This is a genomic window from Paenimyroides aestuarii (genome assembly GCF_024628805.1).
GTDB lineage: Bacteria > Bacteroidota > Bacteroidia > Flavobacteriales > Flavobacteriaceae > Flavobacterium > Flavobacterium aestuarii_A.
The window spans coordinates 57,452-81,108 of sequence record NZ_CP102382.1 but is presented as its reverse complement, the minus strand read 5'-3'; the positions used below and the strand labels follow the sequence as shown (position 1 = coordinate 81,108).

Here is a 23,657-nt window from a genome sequence, read left to right as displayed (position 1 = left end):
CATTTTTAAGATTTTATTTTTGTTGAAAATATACTTCTTCATACGGCTGAATTAGAACCCAACCTTCGCCCTGAAACATCATCTGAAATTCCTCTCCGCTACCTCGACCAAGCAAACTTTTAAAGGATACATTTGTTTTTAGTTCAGGCTTTAAATTACCAGCCCATGCCACGGTTGCGTTTGGATCTGTAAAAACAGGTTCGCCGGGTTTCACTAATAATGTAAGAGGATCTCCATGGGTAGTGATTGCCACATGTCCTGTACCGGTTAATCGCACTTGAAACAAACCACCAGACATCATTCCGGCAATACTCTTTAACATTGTTATTTCATTTTTAACGGATTGATCATGTGCTAAAATATCATTTCCATTTACACAAATCGATTCATTCTGTAATTGTAATATTTGTACTTTTTTTCCAGAATCGGCAACATATAAACGTCCGGTTCCGCTTGCTTTCATCAGTTTAGCACCTTCTCCGGTTAAGGTTTTCTTTAGTAAATTACCCAATCCGCCAGAAAGCATACCTTCTCGTTCAAACTTGATATTACCAACATACCCCACCATACTTCCGTTTTTGGTCCAAACAGCTTGGTTGTTTAAATTAATTTCTAGCATTTGAGGCTTTTCCAACTCAAAATAATCGTGTTCTTTTTCGTTTTGTCTGGTTTTTTCTACAAACGAAGCAAGTGAGTATTCTCCCATAATTTCTAAATTTTATTTGTACAATAAATATAATAAAAAAGATGTATTAAACAATGAAAATTGACTTCTCTGATAGACTTTGTAATAGAAAATTTATTTCAAAGTTGAAACACACACATAGCAATGGACAATTAAAGTTTTCATAGCGATTAGTTCATACATTATTGCGCTTTTCCTAAACCAAAAACAGCACCTTCCGGATCTTCAACAATTACATAATTATAAGTTCCGTCTTTCTTTTTGCTTTCTTGGATGAGCTTTCCGCCTAAGCTTAATGCTTTTTTTAAACTTTCTTCTACATTTTCTACGTTAATATACATTACCCATTGGGGTGGAATATTTTTATTAACGCCTCTTTGATGGCAAATGCCACCTGCAGGTGTTTCATTGTTAATCATCATGGCGTAATCAACATAGCTGTCGCCTTGATCATCCATTGTAATTTCTTGTACTTGCCAACCTGTAACCTCTTTATAAAAATCTTTTAAGTTGTTGGCATTTGGCACAGTTAAATCACTCCAAAAAAACTGACCTATTTTGTATTTAGATTCGCTCATAATTAATTGTTTTCTACATGTTTTTTAAAACTATTCAATATGGCTTGCCAACCTGCCTTTTGCAATTCTTCTGAATTTTGATTTTCGGCGTCAAAGGTTTCTGTAACAAGCACTTGGTTGGTTGTTTCTTGAAAGGAAATTTCAACCATTCTACCATCTAACAAGTGGTATTTAATCAACTCATTGGGAATTATGGTGTCATAAATTGCTTCATAATCAAAAGAACTGCTTCCATCTTTGGCAGCCATGGTACTTTTTAACGTTCCACCTACTTTTAAATCATTTGATGCATTCATGCAATGCCAATCGGCTGATGCTTGGTTCCATTGCTCTATATCTTTGGGATTGTTTAGTTGATTCCAAACTTTATCAATAGAGCTGTTTATGATAACTGATACGGTTATTTTTGCCATTTTTTATTTTATGATTTTTATCAAATGTAGTAAATTACTTAATTTAAAATGATTTTATATTGGTTTTAAACCTCCATTTTTTACATTTTTTTTGCAAAAAGCCATTTTAAGATGTGTAACTTTAGGTTGCTAATAGAAAAAATAAATGTATATGAACACAGTAAGAATATCCCCGGCTTTAGAAAAAGCATTAAACGATCAAGTGACATTGGAAGCTTATTCCGCGCAAATGTATTTAATGTTGGCGTGTTGGGCTGATGAAAATCAACTTGATGGAGTAAAAGATTTTATGATGAAGCACTCTCAGGAAGAGCGTATTCACATGGCCAAGATTATTGAATATATTCAAGAGCGTGGTGGAACCGTAACTATTGATGCCATTGCAAAACCTGAACCTAAACCGCAAAATGTTTTAGAATGCTTTGAAAGTGTATTGAAACAAGAAATTGAAAACACCACTGCGATTTATAAATTGGTTAAAATGAGCATGGATGAAGAGGATTGGGCTTCGTGGAATTTCATGCAATGGTTGGTAGCTGAACAACGCGAAGAAGAGAAATTGGCGTTGGATTTATTAGATAAAGTGAAACTTGCAGGAGGAGAAAACATGAGTAATACTGCCAAGTTTGAGTTGAACAAGGCTATTGGAGACACCCAGCAAGATTTTCCTATTGCAGATGATGTAAATCCTTTGCAGTAAGATTAAGAACATAAAAAAAACAGAGCTTAACGGCTCTGTTTTTCTTTGTGTTAATTTGCGTTTTTGCGGTTGTCATTGGAATCGCGATCAATTAACTTGTTGTAAGGATCAACGCCTATTTCAACTGGCTTTTTATCAACAATGATGCGTACTTTGTTGTTTATTTTATTGATTAAGTACTTTTTGTTGTAAAGCTCATTTTCATATTCGTGGTTTCCTTTCAAGGTTTTCTCTCCAAAAACACCCACTTCGATATAATCATTTAAAGGATACGATTTAATTTCTTTATCGCCGTCTTTTCCTACTAAAGTATTTCCTTTAGCATCGGTATAAATTTGTGTACCTTTTGGTGTTGTTCGATATTTTGAAACAATAAACGAAATATCAACCTGATAGGTGCCGTTTTTTAAAGGCGTTACTTCTACTTTATTCACCTTATTGTCATACAGCGTAATGGTTTCAAACATATCGGTAATTAAATACTGTAAATTTGCAGGTGTGTTCGCCTTCAAATGGTTCACAAATTCAATAGAATTGGTATAGGGCGCTTCTTGAAACTTCACTTTGGACACATATTCCTTTAATATATCATTGAAACGTTTCTCTCCTAAATAATCGCTCATGGCATACAATACCAATGATCCTTTGTTGTAATGAATATATTGCTGGTTTTCGTTGTACATTAACGGATTTTCTTCTTTCCATTCCCAAGTTCTTCCTTGTAAATAACTATCTAATGCTTCTTTTAAAAATTTGCGCATTTGGAATTTTCCGTATTCTTTTTCTAAAACTTTTAACGAACTGTATTCCGATAAAGATTCCGAAAGCAAAGTGGCTCCTTTCACATTGGCACCAATCACCTGATGCGCCCACCATTGATGTGCCATTTCGTGTGACACAACCGAGAACGGATAATCAACTCCTTCGGGATCGTCTTCATCCACATTGGCAATAAATCCAATTGCTTCAGAAAAAGGCATGGTGTTAGCAAACGCCTGTGCAAAAGTTCCCATGGTTTTTGGAAATTCAATAATGCGCGCTTGTTTGTGCTGGTATTCGCCAAAGTTTTCGCTGTAATAAGCCAACGATTTTTTCAAGGCATCCATCATGCGGTCTAAATTGTATTCATGCCCTTTGTGATAGTAAATTTCCAGATTCAGATTGTTCCATTTTTCTTTTTTAACTTCATATCTTGCCGAATTAAACGCATAGAAATTCAGCATTTTTTGATCCATTTTGTAATGAAAATAGTTTCTGCCGTCTTTCTGCCATTGTTTTTGAAGGTATCCCGGAGCAATCGCCGTTTGATCGCCTGCAGTGCTCACAGTAGTTTCAAACGTAATCCAATCGGCTTCGTTTGAAATATAAGTGTTTTGGCGTGCTTCCATATCATCGGTAGCAGCCATGCGTTCGCGCGGAGGCAAATTGTACTTTTTCCGCACATCATTATCTTGAATTTCTACACCTTCATTGTATCCAAACGAAGGAAAAATACTGTTGTTGATAAATGTACCGTTTTCAATAATCGGCGAGCGGTCTTTCAGCCAAGTGTTTGGTTGATTTTGTACAACCATTTCCACTTTTAAGGAATCGCCCGGATTTAATGGTTGATTCAATCGGTAAATATCAAAGTCCATCACGGTATCATTTTTCACCAATTGATAATCTTTGTTGAATTGTATCGATTGAAAGTTTTTACCGTAATTAAGAAATAAAGAATCAATCACTTTGTTTGATTTATTCACCATTACATAGCGAACTACTGCTTTATAATCGCGTTCGTTTGGAAAAATATCTATATCAACCTTTACATCAACAATGCGGGGTTGGGCATATTTTTCGTATTTTTTATATTTCTTTTCAAAATCAACCTGTTGTTTTTCAATCTCTTGTGAAGTATAATAAGGTTCTAGTTTTACTGCCTGATAATACAAAGCATAGCCCAAACCAACAAATGCTAAAGTTGTAAATATTAACGGAACTGCAATTGGCATTTTAAAGCGTTTTACAAATAATTGCAAGCGTTCTTTTGCGTTAGACAATATTCCGCGACGCCAAAAAAGCAAGGTTAATCCGTATAAAATAAAACCAAAAAGCAACCAATACAGTTTGTAATAAAAATAATCGCGTACGATTCCAAAACCATTCATGTCTGAATAACTGTAACCAGGATCTGAATTAAAATGGAATACCGATTGTTCAATCCCTAACTTGCTTAATCCCATTGGTAGAAACTTTACAACTATAAAAATCACGAAAAATCCTACAAAATAATTTCTAAAAAAGGATTGTATAAAAAGGGCTAATAGAATAATAATTACATAGTCAATCAATTGAAAAGCAAAGAAATTGGCAATGTATTGTCCTAGTTCGAAGTTGTAGTACCCTAAATAAGCTTGAATTAAAACGCCTGTTAAAATTCCAACTAAAAACACCACACAAACCATTCCTATTAAAGCTATGAATTTTGATAAAAGCAAACTCCAATTTGGAACTGCTGTGGAATCAATCAATAAATTCATTCGCGAAGACAAAGCATTGTTTAGTAATATTCCTGCAAAAAGATAAATTAAAATGGATAGGAAAAAGCCAATGTTGCCGCGTATCATTTCAATTATTTTCCAAGTAACAGGATAGGTGTTGGTGCCATACATTTCACCTAAATTCAGGCTGGATATGGCAATAAAAAGAACAGTGATGATCATTAAGATTATGAAAATCCAGTTTTTAACAATGCTTGCAAATTCAAATTTCGATAAGCGGAAAGCCGTTTTTAGGTTGGATGCAAACGAATAATTGTAAGCTACTTTCGGAAGATTGATTCTAATAATACTGCCAAAATTGTTTTTTATAACTCGTTCTGCTTTTCTTTTCTTGCCCAAAGTGATAGGTGCATGCGAGAAGCTAAATGAGAAATAAGTTACCGCCAATGCCAAAATACCAACACCAATCCAGATCAAACGGTTATAAATAATCACTTTATCCAAAGGAATCAAAAGCGTGTTTTGCTCGTCGATGGTCCAGTATTTTGCAACATAGCTCAGCGCTTGGTTTCCAAATGGTTCAAAAAGTGAAGCTACAAATTTATCATCAACTTTAGCTGTTAAGCTGCTTATGATGCTTGGAACAATCAACAAAATAATGACAAAAATAATCCCAATATATTGATTTCTAGTTAATGTGGTTAACATAAAAATTAGAGCTCCCATAAAGAAAATATTGGGCACTATAAACACTAAATAGCTTTGAAAATATGCCAATAGATTAACCGGCCCTAACAAATCAGGGTTTGCAAAAGGCAATGAAGTGGCTAGTAAAAAACCAAAACCAATAGAAAAGGTGATGATAAAAGTGATTAAAAAGCCACTTAAAAATTTACCCATTAAATATTGAAACTTATTAAAAGGATAAGCAAACAATAGCGTGTGGGTGTTGAATTTATAATCGCGATATACGGTGGAGCCAATTATCACCGGGATGATAAAGTTTATAAAAGTAGCAACTCCGCCCATAATACTATTTATGGCAATAGGTGAATTAACGTAGGTGTTGGAAGATGTGGTTACTGTAAACGCATCAAAATATCCCGAAGCACCAGCCATTAACCCAAACGATAGGGCAAAAAAGAGTATAAAATAGAGGTAAAACTGCCAGTTTTTAAACCAGCGTTTTGTTTCGAATTTAAAAATAGTTCCTAGCATTAGATATCATTTTTTAATGAAACAAAATAAACGTCTTCTAAAATAGGTTCTGCTTCTACAAACGTTTCGTTGGGTTGTGCGTCGTTGTACACACGAATGTTCAGGGTGTTATCCGGATTAAAGTTTGATGAAAGAATGTTGTATTTTTGGTTGTATTCATCATATTCTGCACGATTGATAATACGCACCCAAATTTTACCTTTCAGCATTTCCTCTCCGCTTGTTGGTGTGCCTTCAAACAAAATTTTACCACCGTTTAAAATAGCAATTTCGTTACATAATTCGCGCACATCATCCACAATGTGTGTTGAAAAAATCACGGTGTGGTTGGCACCAATTTCGCGCAAAACATTCAAGAAACGGTGACGTTCCGCAGGATCCAATCCAGCAGTAGGTTCATCAACAATAATTAATTGCGGATTGTTTAAAAGCAGTTGCGCAATACCAAAACGCTGTTTCATACCACCCGAATAGCCGCTTACGCTTTTGTGGCGCACATCGTATAAATTGGTTAAAGTAAGTACTTCGGTAATGATTTTTTTACGTTCTGCTTTATTTGTAATACCTTTTAATTGGGCAAAATAATCTAACAATGTTTCTGCAGACATGTTTGGATACACACCAAATTCCTGTGGTAAATAACCTAAAACTTTGCGCAAGCTGTTTTTATCTTCCAAAACATTGATGTCGTTAAACATAATGGAACCCGATGTGGGGCTTTGTAAACTAGCAATGGTGCGCATTAACGATGATTTACCAGCACCGTTTGGTCCCAATAAGCCAAACATTCCTTTGCCTATTTCTAAATTTACATTATCTAACGCTTTAACGCCGTTTTTGTAGGTTTTTGTTAACCCCGAAATTTTTAGACTCATAACCTATTTTTTTATATTTTTTTTATGTGAAGTTTTTTAAGAATGAATTTTACCGTAAGTACAACTATTTACTTAAATGTTACAAAAAACACCAAGTTTTTGGTTAGAAGTTTTTAAAGTAAAGCAATAAAAAAAGGAAAACCTTCGCTTTCCTCTTTTATCTATTCTTTGATTTCTTACTTAACGTATTCAATTTGGCTTTCTTCCACTTTTTGATTGTCAAAAAAACCTTGTTCGCGCATCCAGTCATCACTGTAGATTTTACTCATATAACGCGATCCATGGTCAGGAAAAATAACCACCACATTACTATTTTCGTTAAATTCACCTGTTTCAGCAAATTGACGAACAGCCTGAAAAGCTGCGCCCGATGTGTATCCAACAAAAATACCTTCGGTTTTAGATATTTCGCGAGCTGTGTGTGCGGCATCTTCATCGGTAACTTTCATAAATTGATCAATTACAGAAAAATCGGTTGCTGTAGGAATCAAATTTTTTCCCATTCCTTCCACTCGATACGGATAAATTTCTTTAGGATCGAATTCATGCGTTTCGTGGAATTTCTTTAAAACCGAACCGTAAGCATCCACGCCCAAAACGCGAATATTGGGGTTTTGTTCCTTTAAAAAGCGTGCAGTTCCCGAGATAGTTCCCCCTGTACCCGAACAAGCCACCAAATGAGTGATTTTTCCTGCGGTTTGTTTCCAAATTTCAGGACCGGTGGTTTTGTAATGTGCATCGATATTCAGTTCGTTAAAATATTGATTGATATAAACCGAACCTGCCGTTTCTTCATGAATGCGTTTTGCTACGCTGTAATACGATCTTGGGTCGTCTGCAGAAACATTTGCTGGGCACACATATACTTTGGCACCCATTGCCTGCAACATATCAATTTTATCTTTTGACGATTTAGACGATACCGCCAAAATACATTCGTATCCTTTAATAATACTTACCATTGCAATGCTGAAACCGGTGTTGCCCGATGTGGTCTCCACAATAATACTGCCTGGTTTTAAAATACCACGGCGTTCAGCTTCTTCCACAATATGCAGTGCAATACGGTCTTTTGATGAGTGCCCCGGATTAAAAGCTTCTACTTTAGCAAAAAAGTTGCCTTTTAAACCTTGAGCTATTTTTTTTAATTTAATAAGCGGTGTATTGCCTATAAAATCTAAAATATGCTCATGCGCCTGGATCTCTTCTTTCATTTTTTTTGTTTTTAGCGATTTTTATCACCGCCCTTTCACCGTGCAAAAGTACTATTTTTTTATTTAATGTTGAAAATCAAAAGGCATATTGTAAAAACTTTCGTTAATTCAATGATTGGCTTGTAGTGTCCTAACCTATAAAAAGTATAATTAGAAGTTCTATATTTGGGAACTTTTTGTGTATTTGTATAAGATTTAAAGTCAATGGAAAGAATTTTTGCGAAAAGTACACTGCGTGAGTTTTGGGAAAAGCATTCGGATTCTGAACAATATTTGAAAACATGGTATGACACTGTAAAAAATTCTGTTTGGAACAATCCAAATGAAGTGAAAAAAACCTACGTGAACGCAAGTATTCTGAAAAGCAACCGAATTGTATTTAACATTAAAGTAAATAGTTACAGATTGATTGCTAAATTTAATTTTGAAAAACAATGGGTTTTCATTCGTTTTATTGAAACACTTACAGAATATGATAAAATTGATGCGAACACCATTTAAAAGATTTAAACCATGAATATAAAACCTCTGAAAACGGAAGCAGATTATATAGAAGCATTGTCAAGATTAGAAGTTCTTTTTGATGCAAAAGTCGGCACGCCTGAAAGTGATGAGGCAGATATTCTTGCTATATTGATAGATGAATATGAAAAGAAAAACTTTCCGATAACAGCTCCCGACCCAATTGAAGCTATAAAAATAAGAATGGAAGAAATGCAGTTGAAACAAGCAGATTTGATTGATAAGATAGGCGGAAAAAGTAAAGTGTCTGAAATATTAAACAGAAAAAGAAAACTTACTGTTAAAATGATTCGTAATTTAACAGTAAAACTAAACCTTTCGTCTTCTTTATTGATTGAAGAATATTAGTTTTTACAACTAAAAATAAAAAAGCCCTTTCGAATTTTGAAAGGGCTTTTTGTTAATTTTTTCACTTCTTAATACCTTCCAAATCTAAGATAAAAGCAAATTCTTTAGCCACTTCCTTTAAAGCTTCAAAACGACCTGATGCACCGCCGTGGCCGGCATCCATATTGGTGTCTAAAAACAATAAATTTTTGTTGGTTCGCAGCGTTCGCAGTTTTGCAATCCATTTTGCTGGTTCCCAATACTGCACTTGCGAATCGTGGAAACCTGTGGAAATATATAAATTCGGATAATCTTGCGCTTTTACGTTATCATATGGCGAATAGGATTTCATATACTCATAATATTCTTTTTCGTTGGGGTTTCCCCATTCATCGTATTCCCCAGTAGTCAACGGAATGGAATCATCAAGCATCGTAGTAACCACATCTACAAACGGAACCTGAGCAATCACACCATTGTACAATTCAGGTGCTTCGTTTAAAACCACACCCATTAACAAACCACCGGCAGACCCACCTTCGGCATACAAATGTTTAGGCGATGTATATTTTTGATCAATTAAAAACTTTGAACAATCAATAAAATCGGTAAATGTGTTTTTCTTTTTAAGCAGTTTTCCGTTTTCGTACCATTCTCTGCCCAAATCTTCACCTCCGCGAATATGTGCAATTGCATAGATAAATCCACGGTCTAACAAACTTAAACGAACGGTTGAGAAATAAGGTTCCATGGTTGAACCATACGAACCATAAGCGTATTGCAGCAGCGGATTGGTTCCATCTTTCTTCAAATCTTTTTTGTAAACCAACGAAATTGGAATTTTAGTTCCATCGGCAGCCGTTGCCCAAACGCGTTCTTCGGTATAATTGTCTTTATTGAATGTTCCGCCTAAAACTTCTTGTTCTTTTTTAACCGTTTTTTCTTTGGTACGCATGTTAAAATCGATTACTGAAGAAGGTGTTGCCAACGATTGGTAGCCAAAGCGAAGAATTTCTGTATCAAAATCAACATTTGTAGTTGTATAAACGGTGAAGGTTTCGCTGTCAAAAGGCAAATAATATACGCCATCGGGGTTTTGCCAAGGCATTATTTTTATTTGTGACAACCCATTAAATCGTTCAGAAACCACTAAATAATCTTTAAAAATATCGATTCCTTCTAGCAACACTTCTTTGCGATGCGGTATTAAATCTTTCCAATTTTCTTTGGTGGTAGCTGTTTCGGGCGTAATCATCAACTTGAAATTGGTAGCATTGTCTTTATTGGTAACGATATAGAAATGATCGTTGTAATGCGAAATCGAGTATTCCAATCCGCGGGTGCGTTTCTGAAAAACGCGAAAATCTCCGTTGGGGTTCGATGCTTCTAAAATCTGATATTCAGATGTAAGAGTGCTTTCAGAAGCAATAATTAAGTATTTACGCGACTTTGATCGATATACATAAGTAGAAAAAGTTTCGTCTTTTTCATTAAAGATTAGTTCATCTTGTGCCACATTGGTCCCTAAGGTATGTTTAAAAATACGGTCGGCACGCAAGGTTTGTTCATCTTTACGCGAATAAAACAACGATTTATTATCGGCAGCCCATGTGCTTCCACCTGTTGTTTTTTCTATTTTGGTAGGCAAAATTTCACCTGTTTCCAAATTTTTAATCTGTATGGTATATTCTCGGCGCGAAACGGTATCCACCCCAAAAGCAGCAAATTTATTATCGTCGCTAATATTTAATCCACCTAATTGAAAATAAGCATGCCCTTTTGCCAGTTCGTTGCAATCAAACATGATTTCTTCCGGCGCATCTAAAGTACCTTTTTTACGTGAATAAATAGGATATCCTTTGTCTTTTTCAAAACGTGTAATGTACCAATATCCGTTTTTAAAATACGGAACAGAAGCGTCATCTTCTTTAATACGGCTTTTCATTTCTTCGAACAAATCTTTCTGAAAATCTTTGGTATGCGCCGTCATTTCATTGTAATAAGCGTTTTCTGCTTCCAAATAATCAATCACTTCTTGGTCTTCGCGCTGATTCAGCCAATAGTAATTATCTGTGCGAACATCGCCGTGTTTTTCTAAATTGGTAGGTTTTATTTTGGCAATAGGTTCTTTTATAGTGTTTTTCATTTTATCTTTTGTTGTTGAACATGCTGCAAAAATACTACAAAAAGCCAGCATAAAAATACTTGAGTGTTTCATAAATTTATAATTAATGATTTCGGTTGAATTTAATACTTTTGTAGGAAATTTTAAAATAAAAAATATGTTTGGAGATTTAATGGGTATGATGGGAAAATTACAGGAAGCCCAGAAAAAAGTAGAAGAAACAAAACAACGTTTAAATACGGTTTTGATTGATGAACAATCGGCCGACGGATTATTGAAGGTTACGGTCACAGCAAACCGACAAATTAGAACCATAGATATCAATGATGAATTGTTAAGCGATAAAGAACAACTAGAAGATTATTTGATTTTAACGTTGAATAAGGCATTAGAAAAAGCCGGAGCAATTAATGAAGCCGAACTCGCTGCTGCTGCAAAAGACGGAATGCCAAATATTCCAGGAATGGATTTATTTAAGTAGAATGAAAAAGTTATTTTTACTACTAATAAGTGTGGCTGCGATGGTTTCGTGTAGCGACAAAAAAGCGGGAAACACACACATAACCGGCGAAATAAAAGGGTTGAAACAAGGAACCTTGTACGTGCAGCAATTAAAGGACAGTATGTTGATAACGCTAGACAGTGTAGTGTTGAAAGGAACTTCTACTTTTGAAACATCATTTGATTTGCAAGAACCCGAAGTTTTGTATTTAGGATTGAACCGTGGAACGACACAGTCTATGGACAACCTGATTTTGTTTTTTGCTGAACCAGGAGATTTAAAAATCAATAGTTCGTTAGATAATTTCTCAAGCGGAGCAGTAGTAGAGGGTTCTAAAAACCAAGATTTATATGCAAAATATTTAGAAACAAGAGCTATTTATACCAACAAACAAACCGATTTGGTTCGATCTATTATTTTGGCTCAACAAAACCAGCAAACAGCTAAAGCAGATAGTTTAGAAAATGTATTGAACCGCACCAAACGCAGGTATTATTGGAATGCAGTGAATTTTGCACTGAAAAATAATAAAAACGAAGTAGCTCCGTACATTACATTGACCGATGTTGCCACTATGAACAATAACCATTTAGATACTATTTATAATAATCTGTCGCCCGAAGTTGCAAAAAGTAAATACGGTGTTATTCTTAAAAATTATTTGGAATTGGTTGGGAAATAACAGTAGCATTGTATAATTTATGTTGTAAAAGAAAATTTTTGTGAATCTGTGAAATCTGTGGTTAATTCAAATAAAAATATTTAAGACAGTTAATAAAACAAAAAACACCATTCAAACGAATGGTGTTTTTTATGATCTTAATTAAAAGATTACTTTCTACGTAATTCTTTAATTTTAGCTTTTTTACCTGTAAGTTCTCTGAAGTAGAAAATACGTGCTCTACGAACTTTACCTCTTTGGTTCAATTCAACTTTTTGCAAAGCTGGCATGTTCATTGGGAAAATACGTTCAACACCAACGTTACCAGACATTTTACGGATTGTAAAAGTTTCAGTAGCGCCAGATCCTCTTCTTTGGATTACTACACCTTTAAAGAACTGCGTTCTTGTTTTTTCACCCTCTTTAATTTCATAGTAAACAGTAATAGTATCACCTGCACTGAAATTAGGAAAATCTTTTTTTGTAACAAACTCGTCTTGTACGAACTTTACTAAATCTAAAGACATTGTATAAATTTTTTAAGTTAATTCAAACCAACATACACGGTTTTCGCCAGAGGTTGATCCAAAAGTGGGGCAAATATAATATTTTTTTGTAATATTAACCAAATTGTTTTTGTGCTATTTTTTTAAAGATTTTTCAATGTAACTGTTTGTTTTAAAACAGTTTATTGTATCTGAATAGGTTTTATGGTATAGCCTTCTTTTTTTAATAGTTCTAAAACGCCATTACTTCCGCTTAAATGACCTGCGCCAACTGCGAAAAATACCGATTGGTTTTTCATAAGCTGTGGCATTTCTTGCATCCAATTGTGGTTGCGTTTGGTAAGTATTTCATTATAAACACTATCGGTCATATAGCTATTTTTTTTCATAAGCTCATATAAACCTTCAATGTTTTGGGCTTTGTAAAATTCAACCATCTCTTTTGTGGAAGAAAAACCATCATTTGCAAGTTCTTTTAGCATTTGAATAATGTTATCTTCATTTAAAGAATTGCTCATAATCTCTATTTGCTGCTCAATTGTTTCTAAACCACCTAGCTTTTTTTGTTGTTTCAAGGCGGTTTGCAACAATTCCATTTCATACATTTTAAAATCTGTACACGGAAACGATTTAACAGTAATCATGCTAATGATCGCTGTGTTTGAAAGGTTTTCAAATTGGGCTATATCTATATCAAGAACATCTTTTAAAAGTCTTTTCATTTCTTGATATTGATTAGCATTTAATCTTTTAGAAAGAGAAACGTTGCTGAACATTGCCTTTTGCATGGTCATCATACCTTCAGGATCGCCTAGATTAATCTCTGCGTAATATGCATCCGCATTTTGTAAAGTATTCTCAATGGTTTCCGTCATCAAATAATCGTCTTGGCAAATTATGTGGATGGTTCCAAAAACATACGATGGTTTTTCTAGACCTTTACCTGAAATTTCCCATAATAGACTGTTTTTAGTTTGGGCAGATGCTACCAGCGAAACAACTGTTAATGTAGCTGTAAAAATGGTTTTTACAATTTTTTTCATGTTTTTATTTTTTATATCAATCGTTTTTTAACAAATCAGGTCTGCGGTTTTGGGTGTGCTCGTAGGCTTTTTCTTCGCGCCATTTTTCAATTTCAGGGAAATTTCCACTCAACAAAACATCGGGCACTTTCCAACCATTGTATTCTGCCGGGCGTGTGTAAATGGGTGGTGCCAGCAAATTATCCTGAAAACTATCGGTTAGGGCAGAGGTTTCGTTCGATAGAACTCCGGGAATCAACCGAATTACGGCATCGCACAAAATGGCAGCACCTAATTCACCACCCGAAAGCACATAATCGCCAATAGAAATTTCTCTGGTTATAAAATGATCGCGCACGCGTTGGTCAACGCCTTTGTAATGACCGCACAAAATAATTATGTTTTTAAGCAACGACATACTGTTTGCCATTTGCTGGTTCAGCGTTTCGCCATCGGGTGTCATGTAGATAATTTCATCGTAAGTGCGTTCGGCTTTCAGTTTGGTAATACATTTATCTATTGGTTCAATACTCATCACCATTCCCGCACCGCCGCCAAATTGGTAATCGTCAACATTTTTATGCTTATTGGTACTGTAATCTCGTAAATTATGAAAATGCACTTCTACCAAACCTTTGGCAATGGCTCTTTTTAAAATCGATGCTTCAAACGGACTTTTGATTAATTCGGGTAAAACAGTTATAATATCAATACGCATAAAAAAATATTTGCTGCAAAATTACACAACATTATTTATATGTTTTGTTTTTTAAAAGAAGTATCTTTGCATTGTGAAAAAAATTATTGTACTATTTGCTTTTTTTATGTTGATAAAACCCATAATTCCGGTAGTGGAATATGTGGTTTTTTACGACTATATTAAAAACGAACTTTGTGTCAATAAAGAAAATAAAGCTTTGCAGTGCAATGGTAAATGTCATTTAAAAAAAGAATTGGCAAAAGCAGCAACCACGGAGGAGAAAAGCTCATCACACAGTTTTTCGGTAGAAAACATACTTGTTTTTTGTGAAGAATTGCTTTTTTTACAATGGAATCATTTTTTTTCGGATGATTTGTTTCAAAACTATTTTGATCGCAGCAATTTATACCAAAGCACTTTTTATCAATTCCTTTTAAAACCGCCGGCTTCTGTAAGTTAAATATCGATTTAATCACATTTTATTTAACTTATAATATACATTTATATATGCAGATAGGTAATATACCCGTTTGTACTATTGACATGTTTGCTGGCAACGCCCACGATTTTTGGATGGGTTCTGTTGATGATGCACTAAAAAATCCGGTGTTTCGGTCGGCACATCAAGCACGGTTTTATATGGTGTTTATCAACGAGAATGCCAGTGGAACAATTGCGATTAACAATCAATCGTATGTTTTAAGCGATTTTCAAATTGCCGTTGTAAAACCAAATAGTATCAACCAAATAGATTGTAAAACAACTTCAAATAGCCAAGTAATTTGTTTTGCAGAAGCCTTTTTTTCGTTGCGTTATCACGAAAATATGTTGGATCAATTTTCTTTTCTAGAAAATGAAAACGCCGCATTTATCTCGGTTTCTAGTCAATGCTTTTATTCATTAAAAGAGATGGTTGGTCTTGCCGAAAAAGAATTTTTATCAAACAAAAAAGACGCTTTAAAAGCGTTGCGTTCATATCTCAATATCATTTTAATTGAAATCAACCGAAACTACAAACCTTTAAAAGTTTCTATATCTCAAGGTTTTGCCAAAGATAAGGCCTTAAAGTTTCAACAGTTAATTAAAAAGCACGCTCATGAAAATGCACTGCCATCGTTTTATGCCGATAAATTGCATATAAGCACTAATTATTTAAACCGAATCAGCAAACAACATTTTGGTGTGTCGGCAGGTGCTTTTATCCGAAATCATATTATTTTAGAATCAAAACGAATTTTACACTTTACTAGTTTAACGGTCAGCGAAATAGCTTTTCAGTTAGGATTTGATCATGTTTCCTATTTCAGTGCATTTTTTAAAAAGGAAACAGGAGAAACGCCAGAACAATTTAGAAAATCAAAATAAGTTTTTGGTTTTCAATCGAATTGTTTAGATAATCGTGCCATAATTTGGAATAAAGAGAAACAAAAAGCAACTTTGCAACGTGAAAACAGCTACACTTATATTATCATTATTTATGCTGCTAAAGCCCGTGCTTCCGGTTTTAGAGTATGTGGTGCTGTATGACTATATTAAAAACGAACTTTGCGTAAATAAAGACAAACCCGAACTAGAATGCAACGGAAAATGCCACCTTAAAAAAGAAATGGCAAAAACTGCTGCAACAGACTCATCAGAAGATAAAAGGCATTCTTTTTCGGTAGAAACATCTGTTGTTTTCTATCAAAACTTATCGGTTTTAGATTTTTTAATTCCTACAGAAATTATTGAACTTCAAAAGAATCTAGAAAACAATCAAGACCAATACCAATTCACTTTTCTTACTCACATCTTCAAACCACCTATTTTTCATTTTTAAGATCAAGATGCTTCAACATCCATTATATTTCTTCTAAACTTTTAGAAGAATAAAGCTGTGTGCCAAAACAAATGAGTATTTACAAAAACACAGCATCAATACCATAAAAAAAAATACCTCTTAAAAATAAAATTAAAAATGAAAAATAATAAAAAAGCAATCATAGCGTTTTTCGCATCTAGTTTATTTCTAACAGCTTGTAACAGCGACGACAGTTCGACAATCATTGAAGAAAACACATTTGGCGATGCCGAGTTGTATTTTGATAACGGTGTGAACGGTGACAAACTTATTTTGGGCAATTCTTACACAAATTCAAACGGCGAAACACTAACTATTAACCGTTTCAACTATATCATTAGTAATGTGATATTGATCAAGGCAGACGGAACCGAATATGTGTATCCAAAAGCAAAAAGCTATTTTGTGGTGAGTGAAGAAGCCGATTTGCACACAATTAGTTTAGAAAACATTCCAGCAGGCGATTACGTAAAAGTAAAATTTGGTTTGGGCGTTGATAACCAACGTTATTTAGAAGGCGAAACCGCTCAGCAAGAGTTTTGGAACTATGCTGCAAGTCATAACTTAACATGGACGTGGAGCACTGGGTATCGTTTTATTAATTTTGAAGGAACATTTACCCCTGCAACTGCTGCAAAACATGAAGAACCAGGAACGGGCGCTCCAGGAATGTATAACTTTCAAATCCATCAAGGCAGCAACACCGCTACCGATAATTACCGTGAAATTACCCTAAATTTACCAACCACAGCACGCGTGCGAAAAGGCGACAAACCAAGCATACACATTATAACTGATGCCAATAAAATTGCAGACGGAACCAATAAAATTGTTTTAAAAGACAATTTAAACGCAGCTGGAACCAATGCAAGCATCATGGGCGGTGAAAACTTAATCAAAATTGCAGAGAATACGCTACAAATGTTTACAGTAGATCACGTGCACAACGGCGGTGGTACACAGCATTAATAGTTTTTAGTTGTTAATTTAATGGTAGCTATTCCGGGTTTTTTTAGAACAACCCGGAATGCTTCTATATAAACCATTTATATGTTTTATAGTAAATTTTTCAAGAAAGCAGCTGGTGTTTTGTTGGTTTGTGTGTTTATGTCATGCAGTGCCGATGAGGCGTATGAAGATATTCCAGCAGACAGTTTATTTCCGTTAGAAATTCCAGCTAATTTTCCTTCGATAAAACAAGATATTTCAAATAATATGCCCACACAAAACGGAGTGGCATTGGGTAGAAAATTGTTTTACGATCCGCGTTTGTCTCGCAACAATACCATTTCGTGTGCTTTTTGTCATGAACAGCAAAGTGCATTTACTCATCACGGACACGATTTAAGTCATGGTATCGATAATTTAACCGGCACACGCAATGCACCATCGGTTCAAAATATGATTTTTCAAACCGAATATTTTTACGATGGCGCTTCAAACAGTATCCAAATGCTGTCTATTGTTCCTATTCACAACCCGGTGGAGATGGATGAGAATTTTCCTGCCATTATTGCAAAGTTAAAGCAAGATCCAACGTATGTGAAAATGTTTCAATCAGCATTTTCTAATGGCGAAGTTAGCTCAGCAAATATGTTAAATGCCTTGGCACAATTCATGACCATCATGATTTCTGCCGATTCAAAATACGATAAATATGTTCGAAATGAACCGGGCGGCGATTTCACAAACCAAGAATTGCAAGGGTTGGCATTGTTTGAAAACAATTGTGCTTCGTGTCATGCAACTGATATTTTTACCGATAATTCGTTTAGAAACAACGGTTTGCCGCCCAATCCTAAATTAGATGATTTAGGCAGAGAGCATGTTACGGGATTTCCTGAGGATCGATATAAATTTAAAGTGCCCAGTTTGCGAAACGTAGCCCTAACAGCACCTTATATGCACGATGGGCGTTTTGGATCGTTACAATCGGTGTTGAATTTTTATACCGATGGCGTTCAAAACACACCCAATTTGGATCCATTCATACAGCAACATCAAAAATTAGGTATTCCGCTCACAGCCGAAGAAAAAGAAGCATTGATTGCCTTTTTAAAAACCTTGACCGATGAAGCGTTTATTACCAACCCGCTTTTTTATCACAAAACTTAAACAAATGAAAAAAATAATTGTATTTCTGTTGCTTGTTCACCAAACGGTTTACAGTCAATTCACTGCCCATTTATTCGATGATTCTCAACAATCAAACACCTATTTCTTAGAAGATTGCGATGCGTGTGGCTGCTCTGCGAGCGGTGGTAGTATGGGGTTTAACTCGTTAATTGGCGAAAAATTTGTTGGTGTGCGTTATATGTTTCAAAGCTACAAAAGCAAAGACGGGGTTTTTAATAATTCTCCGTGGATTGATGAGAATTTCAACACAGTTCAACTCTGGGCACGTGTTCCCGTTACCCAAAAAGCCGAAGTGATGGTTTTAGCTCCGTATCATATTTTAAACCGTGTTAAAACTACTGAAAATCAAAGTTTAAGCGGAGTGGGCGATATTACCATTATGGGGTTTTATAATGTATTGCAAACCAAAAACGATTCGGCAACCATTCAGCAAAAATTATTAATTGGTGCAGGAATAAAAGCACCCACAGGAAGTTTTGATAATAAAAACAACGGCAGTATTAATCCTAGTTTTCAGTTAGGAACCGGCAGTTGGGATTACAGTTTGGCAACCGAACACATCATTCGTTTCAAAAAATACGGACTCAATACCAATTTAAGTTACATTTTTAAGACCGAAAATAAAAAGAATTATCAATTTGGAAATCAATTCAATTATGGCACCTCGCTTTTCTTCAACACCAATTTTAATGATATAGCTTTTGTGCCACAATTGGGTGTTGCCGGAGAAACTTATCAAGCCAACAAAGAATTTAGCGAAGAAGTACCAAGAACCGCAGGCGACATATTCTTTGGAAAAATAGGGGTAGAGGTAGGTTATAAAAGGTTTTCTGCCGGGGTGAATGCCATGTTGCCAATCAATCAAAATTTAACAGGAGGTAGGGTAGAAGCAAATTACCGTTTGGCGTTTAATATCAATTATGTGCTGTAATACAGCTATAATTTTATACCTTTGTAAGTAACAATATTAATTTTTTATGGATAACGGTATATACGCAAAATTCACCACTCCAAAAGGTGAAATAGTAGTAAAATTAACACATGATAAAACGCCGGGTACAGTAGGAAACTTTGTAGCTTTGGCAGAAGGAAACTTAGAAAACACGGCTCGTTCACAAGGAAAACCGTATTACGACGGATTAACCTTTCACCGTGTAATCAGCGATTTTATGATTCAAGGGGGCGATCCAACAGGAACAGGTTCGGGTGGTCCGGGTTATAAATTTGATGATGAATTTCATCCGGAATTAAAACACGATAAACCTGGAATTCTTTCAATGGCAAACGCAGGTCCGGGTACAAACGGTTCACAATTTTTCATTACACACATTGCAACGCCTTGGTTGGATAACAACCATACCGTTTTTGGTCATGTGGTTGAAGGACAAGATGTTGTTGATGCGGTGGAACCAGGTGATAAAATGGATAAAGTGGAAATTATCCGTGTGGGTGCTGAAGCAGAAAAATGGAATGCAGTGGAAGCTTTCAGAACTTTTGAAGGATCTCGTTTAAAAAGATTGGCAGAAGAAAAAGCAAATGCCGAAGCAGAATTGGATAAAATTGCAGCTGGTTTTCAAAAAACAGATAGCGGTTTGCGTTACCAATATATTCAAAGAGGATCAGGTAAACAAGCTGCAAAAGGCAACAAAGTAGCGGTTCATTATAAAGGACAATTAACCAACGGACAAGTTTTTGATGATTCGTACAAACGCAAACAACCTATTGAATTTAATGTAGGCGTTGGTCAAGTAATCGAAGGTTGGGATGAAGGAATTCTTTTGTTAAACGTTGGCGATAAAGCACGTTTTGTAATTCCATCGCATTTAGGTTACGGTTCGCGTGGTGCAGGTGGCGTGATTCCACCAAATGCCACTTTAATCTTTGATGTGGAGTTGGTTGATGTTAAATAATGCGCCACACCCCAAACAATAAACAAAAAAGCGAGATTCTAGAAATCTCGCTTTTTTGTTTATTGTTTTGGAAGGAGTTGGTCTAACATGACTTTAAAATTGGAGTCGTCAGGAAACGGGAAATTACTATTCACAATTTTTCCTTCGGGATCAATAACGATAAAACGTGGAATAGCATTTAATCGATAAAAATTATTCAATGCATTTTGATTTTTTGCAAATAACTGTACCACATTTTTATCGTTTAATTTTACTTTTTTTCGCCAAGCATTTTCCTTTTGGTCAATGCTTAAAGAAATAAACACGACATCGCCCCTTTTGTTGTATTCAATAGCATGTTTTTCAAAATAATCTGCTTGATAAATGCACGGACCGCACCAAGTTGCCCAGAAATCTAAAATGATAAATTTACCTTTAAAGTCGGCAAATGTTTTCGGTTGATTATCAGTAGTGATTGCTTCGAAAGAAAGCGCTTCCTTGCCTGATGTTAATCGTTTTTTATCTTGAATAAATTTAAAATAGTAAGCATTGGTTCGCTGGTCTTTTATTAATGGAAGAAACAAAGTTTCGTAACGATTAATTTCGTTCAAATCATTCACGTTTGGCAGTTGGTCTTCTAAAATAATTTTTGCCAATTGCGTTTCCAATGTTGAATTTTTCAAACCATTCAAACCGTTTTTGTACTTCGTTAAAACATCTTCATCTGATGAATCTTTGCTTAACAATTCGTAAATTTTAAAACGATAATAGGCCACATTTTCTGCTTTTGCTATAAAATCTTCGTTGGGTTTAAAGTCAATATCTAGAACATCTTGAATACTTTTATTTTTATATTCGTTTTTAGGATTAGATCTGGCTAAGGCATCTTTATATTGCATCCAAATTAAATTGTATTTGTAATATAATTCGTTCTTAATAATCTCGGTATAATCATCTCTAATCACATAATTATCGCTTGTGTTAAAACTTTTTAATGTTTTTAAATCTTCTTTGTAATTTCTTTTCAAAAGGAAAATAATGGTTTCTGCATTGTCTTCACTTCCTTGATCGGCTAATTTTTTAATATAATCAACATTGTCACCAAGTTCCACATTTAAAGCGTTTTCTGCTAAACGAGTACCTAAAATTTTAAACGATTGATCTTTTGCTTCATCGGGAAACTGAATTTCTACCACATCATTTTTAGAAAATAAAACAGTTGCTTGCACTTCTCCTTTAGCACTCCACCATGCTAATCTGTATTTTTTCAAAGGCAAATCATCTTTAATTACTTTATGAAAATGGTTATTTTTTACCTCAATAGTTTGTAGCGTATCGTTCATCGTTCCATCCAAAAGATAAACTGTTCGAATCATCTCATTTTCTGGAACGCTGCCTTTTATTACAGTTTCGTTGCTCGATGTCATTTGTGTTGGATGGTTCACGTATAAAAACAAACCCAACAAAAGCAATACAGGCGCAGCATAATTTATAAGAATCGTGTTTTTATTGTTCCACCATTTTTTGTTTTTAAAAACGTACCAAAATGTAATTAAAAACAAAATAATTACGGTTGCAATCACACTTAAATACTCGTTATAGGTGAGCCAATAACCCAAATCGCTCGATGCTTTTAAACTGTTTTCTAATATTGTGGTTGGAAACCATTTGGGCAACAATTTCAGTCCGTTTAGTATAGGTGCAACAAGCAAAGCGCCAACGCCAACTATTATCGAAACAAATAAATTAGAAAACCGTACCGATACCGCATAAATTAGCGCCAACAAAAAACCTGTTCCCAATGATAAACTTATGGTTTTTTTTAGTAAAAACAGCCATTGAATATCTAAAATATACAATTCTGTTTTTGGGGAAATTAGATAATTGAAGGTTGCCAATGCTGCAACGCCTAACATGAATATTAGAATACTGTAGATACAAATTTGATATGCTTTAATAAATTTAGCATTTAGTAAAACAGCACGCTTTAAGGGTTGTGTTTCTATTAATTGCCAAGTGTTGTTTTTGTGTTCTAATTGTGTGATTCTAGACGCAGTTACAATAATAATTAACGGATAAAACAATCCTATAAATGGTAAAATAAGCAGGTTGTAAGTGTCAAAAAAGAAATAAACAGGATTGGTAGCTTCTGTTTTTTCACTAAAATAGCTGTAAATGCTTGCTCCTATACTGATTAAAAATGGAATCAAAGCTAGAATATATGCGGTTGTTTGGATGCCCGAGTGTTTAAGCTTTAGATTTTCGGCTTGAAATGCTTTTATAAATTTTTTCATAGTGTTTTTATTTGTTTTGTTAAATCAATAAACCATTCTTCTAATCCGCCTTGTGGTTGAATTTTATAAACAGGTATGCTATGTTGTGCTAAAAAGTTTACAAACACCGGAATTTCTTCTTTGCTTGAAAACTTAAGCTGCAACTCGTTGGCATTTATTTGCATACAATTTGGATATTGCTGTTGGATAAGATTTAAATGTTGATCTAAATTTCCCACTTCCACCACAATTGATGCTTGACTGTTTTTAGCTTTTAATTCGCTCATTGTACCTTGAAACTGCAATTTGCCGTTGTGTAAAATTCCAACGTGCGTACACAATTTTTCAACTTCGGCTAAAATATGGCTCGATATAAAAATAGTAATGCCTTTTTCGCGATTTAGTTTTTGAAGCAACAACCGCATTTCAATAATACCCTGTGGATCTAAACCGTTTACGGGTTCGTCTAATATTAATAATTTAGGGTTATTAATCAAAGCCATTGCAATGCTTAATCGCTGTTTCATTCCCAGCGAATATTTTTTAGATTTGATATTTTTAGCAGATTCCAATCCTACTAAATCCAACACTTCGCTGAATTTGGAACCATCGGTGTTTTGCAATTTTGCAATAAATTTTAAATGTTCCAATCCGGTTAAATGTCCATACAATGTAGGTGTTTCAATAATACAACCTATTTGCGAAAAAACCTCAGGAAGTTGTGTTTCCAGCGGTTTATCGAATAATGATATTTCCCCCGGATTTTGCTCGCCTAATAATCCTGTTATCAGTCGAATAGTGGTTGATTTTCCCGCTCCGTTTGGTCCTAAAAAACCGTAAATACTTTTTTCGGGAACTTGTATCGATACTTTGTCTAGTAGTTTATGATTTTTATGGAACTGAAAACTCAGCTCATGTGTTTCTATAATCATTTTTAAGAATTTGGTACTTTGCTAAAATAAGATTTTTAATGCAATAAAAAAACCGA

24 protein-coding genes are annotated in these 23,657 nt (G+C 34.7%); 12 read left to right on the top strand and 12 right to left on the bottom strand.

The genetic code is table 11. From position 1 onward, the window contains the following. Positions 1-13 precede the first annotated feature (13 nt). The 3 genes from NPX36_RS00365 to NPX36_RS00355 form a co-directional block, all read right to left on the bottom strand. Positions 14-706 (bottom strand): AIM24 family protein, encoded by a 693-nt coding sequence (locus NPX36_RS00365; protein ID WP_257499472.1) that lies wholly within the window; start codon positions 704-706, stop codon positions 14-16. Between the two features lie 161 nt (positions 707-867). After that, on the bottom strand, positions 868-1,263 hold the full coding sequence (locus tag NPX36_RS00360; protein WP_257499471.1) for a VOC family protein: 396 nt from the start codon (positions 1,261-1,263) through the stop codon (positions 868-870). 2 nt (positions 1,264-1,265) lie between these two features. Beyond that, positions 1,266-1,676, bottom strand: a complete 411-nt coding sequence (locus NPX36_RS00355; RefSeq protein WP_257499470.1) for an SRPBCC domain-containing protein — start codon at positions 1,674-1,676, stop codon at positions 1,266-1,268. A 151-nt stretch (positions 1,677-1,827) separates the two neighbouring features. On the opposite strand from NPX36_RS00355, the gene NPX36_RS00350 reads away from it, so the two are divergent. Next, positions 1,828-2,376 (top strand): ferritin, encoded by a 549-nt coding sequence (locus NPX36_RS00350; protein ID WP_257499469.1) that lies wholly within the window; start codon positions 1,828-1,830, stop codon positions 2,374-2,376. Between the two features lie 50 nt (positions 2,377-2,426). Here the strand turns inward: NPX36_RS00350 and NPX36_RS00345 are convergent, their stop codons facing one another. The 3 genes from NPX36_RS00345 to NPX36_RS00335 all read right to left on the bottom strand — a co-directional run bounded on the left by NPX36_RS00345 (position 2,427) and on the right by NPX36_RS00335 (position 8,166). Beyond that, a complete protein-coding gene (locus tag NPX36_RS00345) occupies positions 2,427-6,077 on the bottom strand; it encodes an ABC transporter permease/M1 family aminopeptidase (protein ID WP_257499468.1) in 3,651 nt (1,216 codons plus the stop codon). After that, a complete protein-coding gene (locus NPX36_RS00340; RefSeq protein WP_257499467.1) occupies positions 6,077-6,952 on the bottom strand; it encodes an ABC transporter ATP-binding protein in 876 nt (291 codons plus the stop codon). The genes NPX36_RS00345 and NPX36_RS00340 overlap by 1 nt, the downstream gene beginning before the upstream one ends. A gap of 176 nt (positions 6,953-7,128) precedes the next feature. Continuing rightward, on the bottom strand, positions 7,129-8,166 hold the full coding sequence (locus NPX36_RS00335; protein WP_257499466.1) for a PLP-dependent cysteine synthase family protein: 1,038 nt from the start codon (positions 8,164-8,166) through the stop codon (positions 7,129-7,131). A 204-nt stretch (positions 8,167-8,370) separates the two neighbouring features. Between NPX36_RS00335 and NPX36_RS00330 the strand changes: the two genes are divergently transcribed. After that, on the top strand, positions 8,371-8,667 hold the full coding sequence (locus NPX36_RS00330) for a type II toxin-antitoxin system HigB family toxin (protein ID WP_257499465.1): 297 nt from the start codon (positions 8,371-8,373) through the stop codon (positions 8,665-8,667). Between the two features lie 12 nt (positions 8,668-8,679). After that, positions 8,680-9,036, top strand: coding sequence for a helix-turn-helix domain-containing protein (locus NPX36_RS00325; protein WP_257499464.1), 357 nt, complete (start codon positions 8,680-8,682; stop codon positions 9,034-9,036). A gap of 61 nt (positions 9,037-9,097) precedes the next feature. On the opposite strand, the gene NPX36_RS00320 is transcribed toward NPX36_RS00325, so the two are convergent. Then, entirely contained in the window at positions 9,098-11,161 is a 2,064-nt protein-coding gene (locus NPX36_RS00320; RefSeq protein ID WP_257499463.1) for a S9 family peptidase, read from the bottom strand. Positions 11,162-11,297: 136 nt separating this feature from the next. Here NPX36_RS00320 and NPX36_RS00315 point away from each other — a divergent pair, with 136 nt between their 5' ends. Both NPX36_RS00315 and NPX36_RS00310 read left to right on the top strand, forming a co-directional pair. Beyond that, positions 11,298-11,621 carry a YbaB/EbfC family nucleoid-associated protein gene (locus tag NPX36_RS00315; protein ID WP_257500764.1) on the top strand — a complete coding sequence of 108 codons (324 nt, stop codon included), beginning with the start codon at positions 11,298-11,300 and terminating at the stop codon, positions 11,619-11,621. A gap of 1 nt (position 11,622) precedes the next feature. Beyond that, complete coding sequence (locus tag NPX36_RS00310) at positions 11,623-12,324, top strand: DUF4369 domain-containing protein (RefSeq protein ID WP_257499462.1); 702 nt, start codon at positions 11,623-11,625, stop codon at positions 12,322-12,324. 149 nt (positions 12,325-12,473) lie between these two features. Here NPX36_RS00310 and rplS read toward each other — a convergent pair whose 3' ends face one another. From rplS to trmD, 3 genes are all read right to left on the bottom strand, one after another. Beyond that, the gene (gene rplS, locus NPX36_RS00305; protein ID WP_257499461.1) at positions 12,474-12,830 is read right to left on the bottom strand and encodes a 50S ribosomal protein L19; all 357 of its coding nucleotides are present in this window, start codon (positions 12,828-12,830) and stop codon (positions 12,474-12,476) included. Positions 12,831-12,991: 161 nt separating this feature from the next. Further along, positions 12,992-13,852: a TraB/GumN family protein gene (locus tag NPX36_RS00300; RefSeq protein ID WP_257499460.1), complete on the bottom strand. Its 861-nt coding sequence runs from the start codon at positions 13,850-13,852 to the stop codon at positions 12,992-12,994. A gap of 16 nt (positions 13,853-13,868) precedes the next feature. Beyond that, complete coding sequence (gene trmD / locus NPX36_RS00295; RefSeq protein ID WP_257499459.1) at positions 13,869-14,549, bottom strand: tRNA (guanosine(37)-N1)-methyltransferase TrmD; 681 nt, start codon at positions 14,547-14,549, stop codon at positions 13,869-13,871. Positions 14,550-14,622: 73 nt separating this feature from the next. Here trmD and NPX36_RS00290 point away from each other — a divergent pair, with 73 nt between their 5' ends. The 7 genes from NPX36_RS00290 (at position 14,623) to NPX36_RS00260 (ending at position 20,417) form a co-directional block, all read left to right on the top strand. Continuing rightward, positions 14,623-14,991: a hypothetical protein gene (locus tag NPX36_RS00290; RefSeq protein WP_257499458.1), complete on the top strand. Its 369-nt coding sequence runs from the start codon at positions 14,623-14,625 to the stop codon at positions 14,989-14,991. Between the two features lie 47 nt (positions 14,992-15,038). Continuing rightward, positions 15,039-15,896: a helix-turn-helix domain-containing protein gene (locus tag NPX36_RS00285; RefSeq protein WP_257499457.1), complete on the top strand. Its 858-nt coding sequence runs from the start codon at positions 15,039-15,041 to the stop codon at positions 15,894-15,896. 112 nt (positions 15,897-16,008) lie between these two features. Next, the gene (locus NPX36_RS00280; RefSeq protein WP_397376474.1) at positions 16,009-16,350 is read left to right on the top strand and encodes a hypothetical protein; all 342 of its coding nucleotides are present in this window, start codon (positions 16,009-16,011) and stop codon (positions 16,348-16,350) included. 138 nt (positions 16,351-16,488) lie between these two features. Continuing rightward, positions 16,489-17,340 (top strand): MbnP family protein, encoded by an 852-nt coding sequence (locus NPX36_RS00275; protein WP_257499455.1) that lies wholly within the window; start codon positions 16,489-16,491, stop codon positions 17,338-17,340. 81 nt (positions 17,341-17,421) lie between these two features. Next, on the top strand, positions 17,422-18,486 hold the full coding sequence (locus tag NPX36_RS00270; RefSeq protein ID WP_257499454.1) for a cytochrome-c peroxidase: 1,065 nt from the start codon (positions 17,422-17,424) through the stop codon (positions 18,484-18,486). A gap of 4 nt (positions 18,487-18,490) precedes the next feature. Next, positions 18,491-19,438, top strand: coding sequence for a transporter (locus NPX36_RS00265; protein WP_257499453.1), 948 nt, complete (start codon positions 18,491-18,493; stop codon positions 19,436-19,438). A 46-nt stretch (positions 19,439-19,484) separates the two neighbouring features. Further along, on the top strand, positions 19,485-20,417 hold the full coding sequence (locus NPX36_RS00260; RefSeq protein WP_257499452.1) for a peptidylprolyl isomerase: 933 nt from the start codon (positions 19,485-19,487) through the stop codon (positions 20,415-20,417). 59 nt (positions 20,418-20,476) lie between these two features. Here NPX36_RS00260 and NPX36_RS00255 read toward each other — a convergent pair whose 3' ends face one another. Both NPX36_RS00255 and NPX36_RS00250 read right to left on the bottom strand, forming a co-directional pair. Beyond that, entirely contained in the window at positions 20,477-22,690 is a 2,214-nt protein-coding gene (locus tag NPX36_RS00255; RefSeq protein ID WP_257499451.1) for a thioredoxin-like domain-containing protein, read from the bottom strand. Continuing rightward, on the bottom strand, positions 22,687-23,601 hold the full coding sequence (locus NPX36_RS00250; protein WP_257499450.1) for an ABC transporter ATP-binding protein: 915 nt from the start codon (positions 23,599-23,601) through the stop codon (positions 22,687-22,689). Before NPX36_RS00250 ends, NPX36_RS00255 begins: the two co-directional genes overlap by 4 nt. Positions 23,602-23,657 lie beyond the last annotated feature (56 nt).